General features: G+C 47.7%; 17 protein-coding genes. 14 read left to right on the top strand and 3 right to left on the bottom strand.

The features are described 5' to 3' along the window. Positions 1–371: 371 nt before the first annotated feature. On the top strand, positions 372–1,004 hold the full coding sequence (locus QRX25_RS16435) for an NAAT family transporter (protein WP_014471043.1): 633 nt from the start codon (positions 372–374) through the stop codon (positions 1,002–1,004). A 22-nt stretch (positions 1,005–1,026) separates the two neighbouring features. On the opposite strand, the gene QRX25_RS16430 is transcribed toward QRX25_RS16435, so the two are convergent. Further along, positions 1,027–1,584: a GbsR/MarR family transcriptional regulator gene (locus QRX25_RS16430; protein ID WP_065982355.1), complete on the bottom strand. Its 558-nt coding sequence runs from the start codon at positions 1,582–1,584 to the stop codon at positions 1,027–1,029. Positions 1,585–1,844: 260 nt separating this feature from the next. On the opposite strand from QRX25_RS16430, the gene opuCA reads away from it, so the two are divergent. The 4 genes from opuCA to opuCD are packed head-to-tail and all read left to right on the top strand — an operon-like array spanning position 1,845 to position 5,280. Beyond that, complete coding sequence (opuCA, locus tag QRX25_RS16425) at positions 1,845–2,984, top strand: betaine/proline/choline family ABC transporter ATP-binding protein (protein WP_212099352.1); 1,140 nt, start codon at positions 1,845–1,847, stop codon at positions 2,982–2,984. Between the two features lie 19 nt (positions 2,985–3,003). Beyond that, positions 3,004–3,657: an ABC transporter permease gene (locus tag QRX25_RS16420; RefSeq protein ID WP_013353643.1), complete on the top strand. Its 654-nt coding sequence runs from the start codon at positions 3,004–3,006 to the stop codon at positions 3,655–3,657. Positions 3,658–3,694: 37 nt separating this feature from the next. Next, entirely contained in the window at positions 3,695–4,588 is an 894-nt protein-coding gene (gene opuCC / locus QRX25_RS16415; protein WP_212101774.1) for an osmoprotectant ABC transporter substrate-binding protein, read from the top strand. 17 nt (positions 4,589–4,605) lie between these two features. Next, positions 4,606–5,280 carry a glycine betaine/carnitine/choline/choline sulfate ABC transporter permease OpuCD gene (opuCD, locus tag QRX25_RS16410; RefSeq protein WP_115996905.1) on the top strand — a complete coding sequence of 225 codons (675 nt, stop codon included), beginning with the start codon at positions 4,606–4,608 and terminating at the stop codon, positions 5,278–5,280. A 34-nt stretch (positions 5,281–5,314) separates the two neighbouring features. Here opuCD and QRX25_RS16405 read toward each other — a convergent pair whose 3' ends face one another. After that, complete coding sequence (locus QRX25_RS16405) at positions 5,315–5,848, bottom strand: GbsR/MarR family transcriptional regulator (protein ID WP_212099350.1); 534 nt, start codon at positions 5,846–5,848, stop codon at positions 5,315–5,317. Between the two features lie 285 nt (positions 5,849–6,133). Here QRX25_RS16405 and QRX25_RS16400 point away from each other — a divergent pair, with 285 nt between their 5' ends. The 9 genes from QRX25_RS16400 (at position 6,134) to QRX25_RS16360 (ending at position 13,976) form a co-directional block, all read left to right on the top strand. Then, complete coding sequence (locus QRX25_RS16400) at positions 6,134–7,279, top strand: betaine/proline/choline family ABC transporter ATP-binding protein (RefSeq protein WP_212099348.1); 1,146 nt, start codon at positions 6,134–6,136, stop codon at positions 7,277–7,279. A 16-nt stretch (positions 7,280–7,295) separates the two neighbouring features. Beyond that, entirely contained in the window at positions 7,296–7,949 is a 654-nt protein-coding gene (locus QRX25_RS16395) for an ABC transporter permease (RefSeq protein ID WP_212099347.1), read from the top strand. A gap of 14 nt (positions 7,950–7,963) precedes the next feature. After that, a complete protein-coding gene (locus tag QRX25_RS16390) occupies positions 7,964–8,881 on the top strand; it encodes an osmoprotectant ABC transporter substrate-binding protein (RefSeq protein WP_212099345.1) in 918 nt (305 codons plus the stop codon). Positions 8,882–8,899: 18 nt separating this feature from the next. Further along, a complete protein-coding gene (locus QRX25_RS16385) occupies positions 8,900–9,577 on the top strand; it encodes an ABC transporter permease (protein WP_212099343.1) in 678 nt (225 codons plus the stop codon). A gap of 109 nt (positions 9,578–9,686) precedes the next feature. Continuing rightward, positions 9,687–10,400 (top strand): lantibiotic protection ABC transporter ATP-binding protein, encoded by a 714-nt coding sequence (locus QRX25_RS16380; protein ID WP_065982346.1) that lies wholly within the window; start codon positions 9,687–9,689, stop codon positions 10,398–10,400. Next, positions 10,397–11,131, top strand: a complete 735-nt coding sequence (locus tag QRX25_RS16375) for a lantibiotic immunity ABC transporter MutE/EpiE family permease subunit (protein ID WP_212099341.1) — start codon at positions 10,397–10,399, stop codon at positions 11,129–11,131. Before QRX25_RS16380 ends, QRX25_RS16375 begins: the two co-directional genes overlap by 4 nt. Continuing rightward, a complete protein-coding gene (locus QRX25_RS16370; protein ID WP_212099338.1) occupies positions 11,128–11,898 on the top strand; it encodes a lantibiotic immunity ABC transporter MutG family permease subunit in 771 nt (256 codons plus the stop codon). Before QRX25_RS16375 ends, QRX25_RS16370 begins: the two co-directional genes overlap by 4 nt. Before the next feature lie 21 nt (positions 11,899–11,919). Beyond that, positions 11,920–12,582, top strand: a complete 663-nt coding sequence (locus QRX25_RS16365) for a response regulator transcription factor (protein ID WP_013353632.1) — start codon at positions 11,920–11,922, stop codon at positions 12,580–12,582. Further along, complete coding sequence (locus QRX25_RS16360) at positions 12,573–13,976, top strand: sensor histidine kinase (protein WP_212099335.1); 1,404 nt, start codon at positions 12,573–12,575, stop codon at positions 13,974–13,976. The genes QRX25_RS16365 and QRX25_RS16360 overlap by 10 nt, the downstream gene beginning before the upstream one ends. Positions 13,977–14,060: 84 nt before the next feature. Here the strand turns inward: QRX25_RS16360 and catR are convergent, their stop codons facing one another. Further along, the gene (gene catR, locus QRX25_RS16355; RefSeq protein WP_013353630.1) at positions 14,061–14,378 is read right to left on the bottom strand and encodes a catDE operon transcriptional regulator CatR; all 318 of its coding nucleotides are present in this window, start codon (positions 14,376–14,378) and stop codon (positions 14,061–14,063) included. Between the last annotated feature and the right edge of the window lie 36 nt (positions 14,379–14,414).

The following is a 14,414-nucleotide window of genomic DNA, read 5'->3' as shown; positions in this document are numbered from 1 at the left end:
TACATTATAAAAGAAAAAAGGGCGGATGTAACGGAGATTTCTAAAGATATACAATTCAATATCTCTATTATTTGATATTAGAGAAAAAGTACCCGTTATGGTAGAATTTTAATGGAACTATTGATTCGGAGTGATAGAGGAAATTAACAGATGCTTAAAAAATTAAAAATGCTTTATCGGCTGCTGAAATTCGGCAAACACTTATGGAGATAGCACATGGAAAAAAACCGTCCTGAAAAGGGCGGTTTTTTTTCTTTTTCCGGATCGGCCGGCTCAGGTTACAAAAAACAGACCTCCGGGTAAGAATCATGCATAAGAAACAGCGGAAAACAAAACATAAACCAATAACGGCAAGCCATAAGGAGGTACGCATGTTTTCATTTATCATTCATGTCTTCATTTCCCTGTTTGCAGTGTCCAATCCCATCGGAAACGTGCCGATCTTTCTTTCGCTGACAGAGGGGTACCCGGAGAAAGAACGGACAGCGATCGCACGCAAGGCTTCCGTGCTGTCGTTTATCATCTTGGCGGCCTTTTTAATCTTCGGCCATCTGATTTTTAAACTGTTCGACATTAACATTCATGCTTTACGTATCGCGGGAGGCATTTTTATTTTCGGCATCGCTTATAATCTTCTGAACGCGAAACAATCCCACGTACAGTCCCTTCACCATGAAGAGAAAGGGGAAAGCAAGGAGAAAGCCGATATTTCCGTGACGCCATTGTCGATTCCGATTATTGCCGGTCCCGGTACGATCGCAACGGTCATGAGCCTGTCGGCCGGCCATGGCGGCATCTTCCATTACATCAGCGTGCTTATCGGCATTGCGGCCGTCATCGCGATGACGTTCATATTCTTTCACTATTCATCCTTCATCAGCAACAAGCTTGGGAAAACCGAAATGAATGTCATTACCCGGCTGATGGGACTGATTTTGGCGGTGGTGGCGATCGGCATGATCGGCGCCGGCCTGAAAGGCATGTTTCCGATATTGGTTTCCTGAACTGAAAAAAAGCAGCGCCCGGTTATGTTCGAGTGCTGCTTTTTTCTATTTTCGGCACATGCTGAAACACTTCTTCACTCTCAAAAAATTCTATCAAACGGCTCAGCCAGTCATAATAATGGAGCCAGTCCGTCAGTTCGTCCAACAGCTGACGGGCTTTTTCTTCAATGCCGGGACTGAGGTTTTCCGATTCCAGAAGCTCAGTCAGTTCGCGGTTCAGCTTTTTATACAGCATTTTGTTTTTGCTGACCGTCTTTGTCCAATTTGCCGTAAACAGGGAGATAAACGTCTGGTAATAATCACGCTCCACGTCGTAAAGATCTTTCCGAACGCCTTTTTCAAACACTTTTTCAGCCAGATTGGCATCGGTCATCTCACGGACTACCTGGCTCATTCTCGTTTTGCTCATTCCGGTCGCCTCTGACAGCTCATTTAACGTCATCGGCTTTCGGTTCATATAAATAATACCGAGCACACGCCCGAGGGTGGCCGGCATTCCGAATGTATGCATATTCTCGGCGATTCTCTCAATGAGATGCTCTTCAGCATGACTGATGATATCAAGAGCGTTTTTTTCCACAGCTGATCATCCCTTCACTGGCTTTTCATGGAGACAATATATCATATTTTTTACAGTTGTTGAAAAAGACAATGCGGCAGGATATGCGAGCTATCGGGAGAGATTGTAAGAACCTCCGCATTATCAGCGGGATAACATGAAATAATACGTATATTATATATAATTTCAACACATTGTAAACTTTTTATTTTATAAATTTCATCTTATAATAAAGATTATACTTTTCAGAAAAATAACGGAACCCTTCGGAGGTGCACGGATTGCTGAGATTAGAAAATGTTTCAAAAGTCTATAAAGGCGGTAAAAAAGCTGTCAACAGCATTGATTTAACTATCGAAAAAGGCGAGTTTATTTGTTTTATCGGGCCGAGCGGCTGCGGTAAAACAACGACGATGAAAATGATTAACAGACTGATTGAGCCGTCATCAGGAAAGATTTTCATTGATGGCGAGAATATCATGGAGCAGGACCCTGTGGAGCTGAGACGGAAAATCGGCTACGTCATTCAGCAGATCGGACTTTTCCCCCATATGACCATTCAGCAGAACATTTCCCTCGTGCCGAAACTGCTGAAATGGCCGGAACAAAAGCGGAAGGAACGGGCGCGTGAGCTATTGAAGCTCGTCGATATGGGCCCGGAATATTTAGACCGCTATCCTCACGAACTGAGCGGCGGACAGCAGCAGAGAATCGGCGTGCTGCGCGCCCTGGCGGCGGAACCCCCTCTTATTCTCATGGATGAACCGTTCGGAGCGCTTGATCCGATTACGCGTGATTCGCTTCAGGAAGAATTCAAAAAACTGCAAAGAACGTTGAATAAAACGATCGTATTTGTGACCCACGATATGGATGAAGCCATTAAGCTGGCTGACCGGATTGTCATTTTAAAAGGGGGAGAGATCGTTCAGGCCGGCACGCCTGATGACATCCTCAGAAATCCGGCTAATGAGTTTGTCGAAGAATTTATCGGCAAAGAACGGTTATTGCAATCAAGACCGGACATTGAACGCGTCGAGCAGATGATGAACAAAAAGCCTGTCACCGTTACGGCGGACAAAACACTTTCGCACGCGATACAGGTGATGCGGGAACACCGTGTCGATTCCCTGCTTGTCGTTGATGACCTGAATGTGCTGCAAGGATATGTCGATGTCGAAATCATTGATCAGAACCGGAAAAAAGCGAGCCTCGTCGGCGACGTGCTCCGCTCTGATCTGTATACGGTCGAGCAGGGTACACTGCTTCGCGATACCGTACGCAAAATTTTAAAGCGGGGAATGAAATATGTACCCGTCGTTGATGAACAAAGGCATTTAGTCGGGATTGTCACGAGAGCGAGCCTTGTCGACATCGTTTACGATTCAATCTGGGGCGAGGAAGACCAGCTGGTGACAGGCTGACAGGGGAGGAACTCTTACAATGAATGAAATGATCAAGTTTTTGCAGACGAACGGCGGAGAACTGTTATATAAAACGTGGGAGCATTTATACATTTCGATCATCGCCGTTATATTAGGCATTCTCGTCGCCGTACCGCTCGGAGTGGCGCTGACGAGAATGAAAAAGGGCGCAGGCGCCGTCATCGGCGCCGTCAACATTGTGCAGACCTTGCCGAGTCTTGCGATACTGGCGTTTTTTATCCCGCTGTTAGGGGTGGGAAAGATGCCGGCGATCGTCGCGCTGTTTTTCTATTCGGTGCTGCCGATTCTTCGAAATACGTATACCGGCATTCAAGGCGTAAACAAAAATCTATTAGAATCGGGAAAGGGCATCGGGATGACCGTCTGGGAGCAGATCAGGCTTGTGGAACTGCCGCTTGCCATTCCGGTGATCATGGCGGGCATCCGCACATCCACCATTTATCTGATCGGCTGGGCGACGCTTGCTTCTTTTATCGGAGGCGGCGGACTCGGAGACTATATTTTTATCGGCCTGAACCTCTATCAGCCTGAATATATTATAGGCGGCGCCGTGCCTGTCACCATTTTAGCCATTATCATTGATTATCTGCTTGCGGTGACGGAACGGAAGGTGACGCCGAAAGGGCTGAAAGGACTGAAGGAAGTATCATAAGGAGTTGGCTGTTTTGAAAAGAAAACAAACGAGATGGATGTGCGCGCTGGCGCTTTCGGCTGCTCTGCTTTTAGGCGGCTGTTCCCTGCCGGGGCTTAGCGGAGCCTCCGATGATACGATCAAAATCGGGGCGCAAAGCATAACGGAATCCGAAATTATCGCCAATATGCTCGCACAGATGATTGAGCATAATACAGACTTGAATACGGCATTAATTAAAAACCTCGGATCGAACTATGTCCAGCAGCAGGCGATGCTCGGCGGTGAAATCGATATCGCCGCGACGCGCTACTCAGGAACTGATTTGACAAGCACCCTCGGCATGGAAGCGGAAAAAGACCCGGAAAAAGCGCTATCCATCGTTCAGAAAGAATTTGAGAAACGCTTCCATTACAAATGGTTTGATTCTTACGGATTTGAAAACACGTACGCTTTTACCGTCTCGAAAGAGCTTGCGGAAAAGGACCATTTAGACAAAGTGTCTGACATTAAGAAGCATGCGGATCAATTTAAGCTCGGCGTAGACAATGCGTGGCTGAAACGGAAGGGCGACGGCTATAAGGGCTTTACCGACACGTACGGCTTTGAATTCGGCACAACCTATCCGATGCAGATCGGACTTGTATACGATGCCGTGAAAAACGAAAAAATGGACGCCGTCCTCGCCTATTCAACGGACGGACGGATTAAAGCGTACGATCTGAAAATTTTAAAAGACGACAAGCAATTTTTCCCGCCGTATGACTGTTCGCCGGTCATTCCCGACAGCGTGCTGAAACAGCATCCGGAACTGAAGGGCATTGTGAATAAACTGATCGGCAAAATCGATACGGAAACGATGCAGGAATTGAATTACGAGGTGGACGGCAAGCTGAAAGAACCGTCCGTCGTCGCTAAAGAATTTTTGGAGAAACATCATTATTTTGAATAAGAAATGAGGTGGGGCAAATGGAAGTGCTGCAGCAGCTCGGCACTTATTATTCTCAAAACGGCGCCTATGTGCTTCAGGAGTTTTACCGCCATTTTCTCATGTCGGTATACGGCGTTTTATTTGCGGCGATCGTTGGGATTCCGCTCGGCATCTTCATTGCCAGATACAGAAAATTAAGCGGCTGGGTATTCGCGGTGACAAACGTGATTCAGACCGTGCCGGCGCTTGCGATGCTTGCGGTGCTGATGCTCGTCATGGGGCTCGGCGCCAATACGGTGATTTTGTCGCTGTTTTTATATTCGCTTCTTCCGATCATCCGGAACACGTACACGGGAATCGCAAGCATTGAACACGCTTATCTTGAATCGGGTAAAGCGATGGGCATGACCAAATTTCAAGTGCTCCGCATGGTGGAGCTGCCGCTTGCGCTCGCCGTCATCATGGCGGGGCTGCGGACGGCGCTTGTGATCGCAATCGGCATTACGGCAATCGGAACGTTTGTCGGCGCGGGCGGACTCGGTGACATCATTGTCAGGGGATCAAACGCCACGAACGGCACCGCGATTATTTTAGCCGGCGCCATTCCTACGGCGCTGATGGCCGTTATCGCAGATCTTGTGATGGCGTGGCTGGAGCGGTCGCTCAGCCCGGTGAAGAAGAAAAAACGAACCAAAGCGCCGAATGCGGCATAAGAAAAAAACGCCTTGCGGGTCAGGGCGTTTTTTCTTATGGCTTCGGAACATGCTTGAAAATTTCTTCGCTTTCGAAAAACTCGATCAGGCGGCTGATCCAATTGTAGTAATCAAGCCAATCCTTTAATTCTTTCAGCAGTTCGTTGATTTTTTCTTCAGCTTCTTCTGTCACGCCGTTTTCAAGGGCGGCTGTCAGTTCGCGGCTCAGCTTTTTATGCATCATTTTATTTTTGCTGACGACCTTGCTCCATGTGGCCGTAAACAGCGTAATAAAGGTTTGGTAATAATCCTGCTCGACATCGTATAAATCTTTGCGGACGCCTTTTTCAAACACTTTTTCCGCCAGATTGACATCAAGCATTTCACGGACGGCCTGGCTCATTCTCGTTTTGCTCATGCCGGTCGCTTCTGATAATTCAGTTAAGGTCATCGGCTTGCGGTTCATATAAATAATGCCTAAAATGCGCCCCACTGTTGCGGGCATCCCGAATGTATGCATATTTTCAGCGATTCGTTCTATCAAATGATCTTCAGCTTGTTCGATTACGTGTAACGGATCTTTCTCCAACAGTTTCAATCCTTTCAGTCAGCAATTCCGATGTCAATATACCATATTTTTAAACCGGCGGAAATGCTCTTACGAGAGAATTTGGCAGTAATTCGAAGCAATAAGAAGAACTTTGCCGGTCAATACGGGTAAATCAGCGCTTACACATACTTTATATATAATATGGACAAATTGTAAACTTTTTATTTTATAAAGTTTAATTTATAATGGGAAACGTTCAATTGTCTGAAAAGTTAAATACGAATTTAACAAATTGAATAAACTTAATTGTGGAGGTGTGGGTATTTGCTGACATTAGAAAATGTCTCCAAAACGTATAAAGGCGGAAAAAAAGCAGTTAACAGCATCAATCTGAATATCGCTAAGGGCGAATTTATTTGTTTTATCGGACCGAGCGGCTGCGGCAAAACGACGACGATGAAAATGATCAACCGCTTAATTGAACCGTCCGAAGGCAGAATCTTGATTGAAGGCCGGAATATTATGGAACAAGACCCGGTGGAACTCAGGAGAAGCATCGGCTATGTCATTCAGCAGATCGGGCTGTTTCCGCATATGACCATTCAGCAGAACATTACTCTCGTTCCGAAGCTTTTAAAGCATCCTGTCGAAAAACGGAAGGAACGGGCGCGGGAGCTTCTAAAGCTCGTTGATATGGGACCTGAATATTTAGACCGTTACCCTCATGAACTGAGCGGAGGACAGCAGCAGCGAATAGGTGTATTACGGGCACTTGCCGCAGAGCCGCCGCTTATCTTAATGGATGAACCGTTCGGGGCGCTTGACCCGATTACGAGGGATTCCCTTCAAGAAGAATTTAAAAAACTGCAAAAAACCTTACATAAAACCATCGTATTTGTTACCCATGATATGGACGAAGCCATCAAGCTTGCGGACAGAATCGTCATTTTGAAAGCGGGAGAAATCGTCCAGGCCGGAACGCCCGATGAAATTCTCAGATTTCCGGCGAATGAATTTGTAGAGGAGTTTATCGGCAAGGAACGGCTGATCCAATCATCCAGCCCTGATATTGAGCGCGTGGAGCAGATCATGAATCCCGATCCTGTAACGATAACACCGGAGAAAACGCTGTCATCCGCCATTCAGCTGATGCGCGCCGAGCGGGTGGACTCGCTGCTCGTCATTGATGAGAAGAACGTTCTCCAAGGTTATGTCGATGTGGAAATGATTGACCGCAAACGAAGACAGGCGGCACTCGTCGCGGAAGTGCTTGAGCGGGACCTGTACACGGTCAGAAGCGGAACCCTGCTTCGCGACGCCGTTCATAAAATTTTAAAAAGAGGCATGAAATTTGTGCCCGTCATTGATGACGCCGGCTGTTTAACGGGAATCGTGACAAGGGCCAGCCTCGTTGACATCGTCTATGACTCCATTTGGGGAGAAGAGAATCAGCTTGCGGTAATGTCATGAGGAGGATTAATTTTATATGAATGAGACCGTGCAATTTTTACAGGCAAACGGCGGAGAGCTGCTTTATAAAACATGGGAGCACCTGTACATCTCATTAATTGCCGTCATGGCGGGCATTCTCGCTGCCGTGCCGCTCGGCATCGTGCTGACAAGGATGAAAAAAGGTGCCGGTGCCGTCATCGGCATCGTCAATATCATTCAAACCTTGCCGAGCCTGGCCATTCTCGCGTTTTTTATTCCGCTTTTAGGGGTAGGAAAGGTTCCGGCGATTGCGGCGCTGTTTTTCTATTCAGTGCTGCCGATTCTCAGAAACACGTATACGGGGATTATCGGCGTCAACCGGCATCTTCTTGAATCAGGAAAAGGGATCGGCATGACCGCATGGGAGCAGATCAGGCTTGTAGAGCTCCCGCTTGCCGCCCCGGTCATCATGGCGGGCATCCGGACATCCTCGATTTATTTAATCGGCTGGGCGACGCTCGCCTCCTTTATCGGCGGAGGCGGACTTGGAGATTACATTTTTATCGGCTTGAACCTTTACCAGCCGGAGTATATTATCGCAGGCGCCGTTCCGGTCACGATTTTGGCGGCCGCCGTCGATTACGCGCTGGGGCTGACGGAACGGAAAGTTACGCCTGACGGGCTGAAGGACTTAAAGAACGCTTCATAAGGAGGAGGTCTCTCATGGGGAAAAGATGCAAAAAACGGCTGCTTGCATTCGCCTGTATCGGCATGCTGCTCCTTGGCGGATGCTCGCTCCCGGGATTGAGCGCCGCATCGGAGGATACCATTAAAATCGGTGCGCAAAGCATGACCGAATCAGAAATCATCGCGAGCATGCTCGGACAGATGATTGAACATCACAGCGGCTTGAAGACATCCGTTATTAAAAACCTCGGCTCAAATGCCGTACAGCAGCAATCTTTGGAGAACGGTGATATTGATATCGCCGCTACGCGCTATACAGGAGACGCGCTGACGGGCACGCTGCGCATGGAGCCGGAAAAAGACCCGGACAAAGCGCTGCGGCTGGTTCAGGATCAATTTCAAAGCAGATATGATATGAAATGGTTTGATTCCTACGGCTTTGATAATACATACGTCTTTACCGTTTCCAAACAGCTTGCCCGCAAATACCATTTAGAAACGGTATCCGATGTCAAAAAAGAAGCGTCTCAACTTAAATTCGGCGTTGACAACTATTGGATGAAGCTGAGAGGCAATGGATACCAGGATTTCATGAAAACATACGGAATGGCATTTGAAGGCACGTATCCGATGCAGATCGGCCTTGTGTATGACGCGCTGAAAAGCAGGAAAATGGATATCGCGCTCGCTTATTCCACCGACGGAAGAATCATTGCTTACGGACTGAAAACGCTGAAGGATGATAAGCGGTTCTTTCCTCCGTACGACTGTTCACCCGTCGTACCGGATCGTGTATTAAAAGAGAATCCCGAACTGGAAGGCGTGATCAATAAAATGATCGGCGCGATTGATACAAAGATGATGCAGAAAATGAATTACGAAGTTGACGGACAATTAAAAGAGCCGTCAGTCGTGGCCAAGGAATATTTAGAAAAACATCATTACTTTGAATAACGGAAAGGAGATGTTCGGATGGACACGCTGAGAGAGCTGTTTACGTATTACGTTCAAAACGGCAGCTATGTTCTGTATGAGTGCTGGAGGCATTTTCTCATGTCAGCGTACGGCGTCGTTTTCGCCGCCGTTTTCGCCATTCCGGCGGGAATTGTGACAGCCAGGCACAAGCGTCTCTCCGGCTGGGTGTTTGCTGTGGCGAATGTGATTCAAACTGTTCCGGCGCTGGCGATGCTCGCCGTCCTGATGCTTGTCATGGGACTCGGTGCCAATACGGTCATTACGGCCTTGTTTTTGTATTCCCTTCTGCCGATTCTCAGAAATACGCACACGGGCATTATCAATATTGAGCACGCTTATCTTGAGTCGGGAAAAGCGATGGGCATGACGAAATACCAAGTGCTTCGCATGGTGGAGCTGCCGCTTGCGCTTTCAGTCATTATGGCGGGTCTCCGAACGGCGCTCGTCATTGCCATCGGCATCACGGCGATCGGCACCTTCGTCGGCGCAGGCGGCCTCGGCGATATGATCGTCAGAGGATCGAACGCGACAAACGGAACCGCCATTATTCTGGCGGGCGCCATTCCGACCGCGCTGATGGCGGTGGCCGCAGATCTGTTGATGGCGTGGCTGGAACGCGCGCTCAGCCCTGTGAAAAAACAAAAAAGAAAGCTGCTTGTGCGCTCAGCCTCATGAAAAAAAGCATTCTTCCGCGTGAAGAATGCTTTTTTTATTTCTTGATTAAATTTTGATATCTGCGCTGTAACGTATGACATATCAAATAACAAAGCAGAGGGGTAATCATATGAGCAACATCTTAGAAACGAGACAGCTGCAAAAATCATTCGGCAGACAACAGGCAGTGGCTGATGTGTCTCTATCGGTTAAGCGCAACAGTATATACGGGCTGCTCGGTCCGAACGGCGCCGGAAAATCAACGACTCTTAAAATATTGACCGGCATCTTGCGGCAAACATCCGGCGAGGTTCTGTTCGACGGGCATCCATGGAAGCGCGAAGATTTGAAAAACATCGGTTCCCTGATTGAAGCGCCGCCGCTTTACAGCAACCTGACAGCCGCTGAAAATCTGAGAGTCCGCTGCGTTATGCTCGGACTGCCTGAGTCAAGAATTGCTGAAGTGCTGGAAATCACGGGATTAACGGGGACCGGAAAAAAGCGCGCCGGCCAATTTTCCATGGGAATGAAACAGCGGCTAGGCATTGCGTTAGCATTAGTAAACCGTCCGTCGCTCTTAATTCTTGACGAGCCGACAAACGGATTGGATCCGATGGGTATTCAGGATTTGCGGGAATTTATCCGCTCCCTGCCCGCACAGGGAATGACGGTGATTTTATCAAGCCACCTGTTATCTGAAGTCGAGCAGATCGCAGACCATATCGGAATCATCAGTGACGGCGTTTTGGGATACCAGGGAGAAATCAGCCGGGAAGACGATCTGGAGCAGCTGTTTCTCGAGGTTGTCAAATCAACACGGGAGAAAGCGGGGACAGGAAAATGATTCAGTACATGCAAGCGGAACACCTTACATCTAAAAGAACATTTATCAGAAAGCTGATCATTTTGATTCCGCTTCTGAACACGGCTTTTTCTTTTCTGCTGAATACGGCTTATTTTATGACGGGCACGTTCAATTGGTGGGCGGTTATTTTCATGCCGCTCATGATTGCTCTAATGTGCGGTTTATCTGTTGAAAAAGAGAAAAAATCTGCGCATGACCGTGCTGTGTACTCATTGCCGGCAGATTTAAAAAGCATATGGCTCTCAAAAATAAGCATGATCGCGCTGTATTCACTCCTGTCGCAAATCGTCTTTTTCATCATCATGTTTTTACTTGGCCTTGTGTTTCCGGGAATTGCTGCGCTGCAGCTGAAAGGCGTTGAAGCAGGCTCCCTTTTATGGCTGACGACGCTTTGGGAAATCCCATTGTGCTTATGGATTGCCAGACAGTTCGGGTTTACGGCAGTCATCCTCGTGAATATGATCGCCGCCTTTGCTTTGGGTATTGTGCCGGCGTCCGGTTCATTGTGGTGGCTGAGTCCGTGGAGCTGGTCAGTCCGGGTGATGTCACCGATTCTCGGGATCCATCCGAACGGAATTCAACTTCCCGCAGACAGCGGCTTATTAAACGGAAACGTGATTTTTCCGGCTATTATTCTTTCTATCCTTTCTTTTATCGCAATAAGTTTGATTTCCGCCGTGTCTTTTGCAAAAGGGGGAAACCGGTCATGACCGTGCTTTTGAGATCTATGTGGGCCGATGTATTAAAAATGAAGCGCACGCCGCTCATATGGATGCATGCTGCGGCGCCGGCCGTATGCGCAGGATTTTTCCTTTTGTATATGTATGGAAGGGTTCAGGATTCTTATATACTGTACAGCGTCTTTTTCAGCGCAATTGCTGTTTTATACCCTTTATTAATCGGTATTGTCTGCGGCATGTCTGCCTCTGTTGAGGAGCAGGCGGGGCATTTTCAGATGATGCTGGCGGTGCCTCATTCTAAAATCGTCAGTTTTGCGGGCAAGCTGCTGCTGTTGCTGCTGTTGAATGTGTTATCGATAGGTCTCGCCATCTGTCTTTATTTGGCGGGGATGAAGTTTGTTCTTCACATCAATGATCTCCCGTACCTTCTTTATTTAATAGGAGGGGCATGGCTGATTGCAGGCAGTATTCCGCTTTATATGATTTCTTTTTTTGTCGGCATGAAGTACGGCATGGGGCCGGTCTGTCTCTTAGGGGGAGCGGGTTTATTAATGGCTTCGCTGATGAATACGGGATTGGGCGATATCATCTGGCGTTTTTTCCCGTGGGCATGGAGCGTGCGGCTGCCTGGCCTTGAAGGACTGCTGCATTTTGACAAAGTCAAAAAAGACTTCCTCCCTTATGTGAGATACGATATGAGATTCGGAGAAATAATGTTATATTTTTCTATAATGATATTATGTCTGGCCGGCCTCTATTGGTGCAAAAGATGGGAAGGGCGGCGTTCATATGAATAAAGGCAAGGAGCGATTCGGCCGGTGGCAAACATTTTAGCGGTAGATGATGAAAAAGATATTCTCGTTCTGATCAGAAACATTTTACAGCGTGATCAGCATACAGTAACGATTCTGGAAAAAGCGGAGGATCAGTCATTGGATTTTTTTCAAGGCTATGATTTGATTCTTCTTGATGTCATGATGCCCGGAACGGACGGGATTGAACTCTGCCGGCGGATCCGGCCGCTGGTGGACAGCCCGATCCTGTTTTTAACGGCAAAGTCTGACGAAGAATCCATTGTGAAAGGACTCATGACAGGCGCTGATGATTACATCACAAAGCCGTTCGGCGTAAAAGAATTGATGGCAAGGGTAAATGCGCATGTCAGAAGGGAAAGTCGGGAAAAGCGTCAGACGAAACGTCTGATATCAGGCTTCATGTTTGATTTTGACAATAAAGAAGTATGGTTGGATGACCGGAAACTGCCTCTTACGAAAAATGAATATAAAATCGTAGAATTTCTGGCACAGCATAAAAACAGAACATTCTCACGTGAACAGATTTACGAGGAAGTGTACGGCTTGGACGGCGATGCGCTCTATTCAACCATTACGGAGTTTATCAGAACCATCCGGAAAAAATGTAAAGAACACGGGGCTGATCCGATCAAAACGGTGTGGGGTGTCGGATACAAATGGGAATAGCAAAAGGAAAATCCAGCATCCGCAAAGAGCTTGTCAAGTTTACCATCACGCTGTGTCTGAGCACGATGGGAGTGGCAGCATTATGCGTCGCCTTAAATGCTGTCGCTCTGAATGCCGGAGCGATCCTGCCGGCAAATTACAGCGAGCATGAGGCGGAACAGATCAAGCCCCGCCTGAAATCGGCGGAAAAGATAACAGAAGACATGATTCCCGACGGTATGACATACGCCGTTTTTGATAAAAAAACAAAGCGGATGACGAAAGGAACGATGACAGAAAAAGACGCGGCCAACGCCAGAAAAAAGATTCAGCATCAGCCGTATTTTAATTATGCCCAAAAAGGGTTTATGGTAGTTGATCGGAAAGATGAGTATGGCGTTCTCCAATATTCGCTCAGGTCGGAATTTCAGTCACCGCTGTTAAGGCGCTATCTGCCGAATTATGAATGGACGGGTCTTGCTATTCTGATCACTTTGCTTCTTTTAACCGTGTTTATCGTGACGACGCGTTTCGCGAATCAGCTGAGACGGCATTTCAGCACACTCAGTTCCATTACGGCAAGCATTCAAAAACAGAATTTAAATATCAATCCGGAAAGGTCACGTATAAAGGAATTTGACGATGTCATTGATTCTCTGCTGAAAATGAAAGACGCGCTTCAGGCATCTCTGGCGGCGCAATGGGAGGCGGAGCGGATAAAAAAGGAACAGATCGGCGCGCTTGCGCATGATATTAAAATTCCGGCAACGATCATTAAAGGAAATGCCGAGCTGCTGCAGTTAACAGAACCTGATGAGGAGCAGACGGAATACACGCAGTATATCCTTGATGCCGGAAACAAAATCGAGCAATATGTCGGGCAGCTGATTCAGCTTTCTAAAGCGGAGGAGGCAGTTGCCGTTCATCTGGAATATACCGATCTCAGAGAGTGGCTTCAGAACATATATCGTGACGCAGCGGCGCTTGCGGGGCCGAAGCAGATTGATCTCGTCCTCAGCGAACAGGGAATTGACCGAAAAGAAGCGCCGATCGATCACGAACTGCTCCGCAGGGCGGTCATGAATATCGCGGCGAATGCCGCCGACTATACGCCGGAAGGAGGAGAAATCCGTGTGGACGTCCTATGCACCGATACCGCCCTCAGTATTGCCGTATCTGACAGCGGCAGCGGGTTCTCGCAGGAAGCGCTGAAAAGAGCGACACAGCTTTTTTACACGGAAGATAAAAGCAGACATTCGGCGGGGCATCACGGCATGGGACTTACATTCGCCCATCATGTCGTACATCTTCATCACGGGGAATTGATACTTGAAAATAAGAAGTCTGGAGGTGCCCGGGCGGAAATTCAAATTCCGCTGGAAGGCATCAGACAAAAACAAGCCCTGCACGCATGAGGGCTTGTTTTCCTGTTTAAGAAAGGAAAAAATAAAAACGGCTGTCCGTTTGAGAGATCAGCCGCTTATGCGGAAAAGAGTTTATCAGGAAGGATCAATCCATTGTGAAGACCACTTGGATATCTCCTCTAAAATAGGGGCTAATGCGCAGCCTTTTTCCGTTAAAGAATACTCAATGCGGACAGGCGTTTCCGGAATGACTTCCCGTTTGATCACACCTTCTGTTTCAAGTTCTTTCAGCCTTTCTGACAGAACTCTGCCGCTTAAATTCGGAAGCGCTGCCTCAATCTCACTGAAGCGCTGCTGTCCGTTCAATAGCTGAAAGACGATAAGAGCGACCCAGCGTTTACTCAAGATGTCGACTGCCTTTTCAAATCTGGGACACATTTCTGATTGCTTCATGCTTTTTCACCTCGTCTTCTGCTATTATACCGCAAA

The sequence above is a fragment of the Bacillus sp. L381 genome (genome assembly GCF_030284525.1).
In the GTDB taxonomy this organism is placed as follows: Bacteria; Bacillota; Bacilli; order Bacillales; family Bacillaceae; genus Bacillus; species Bacillus amyloliquefaciens.
Note: the sequence above shows the minus strand (reverse complement) of the source record. Positions and strands in the feature narration are given on the sequence as shown.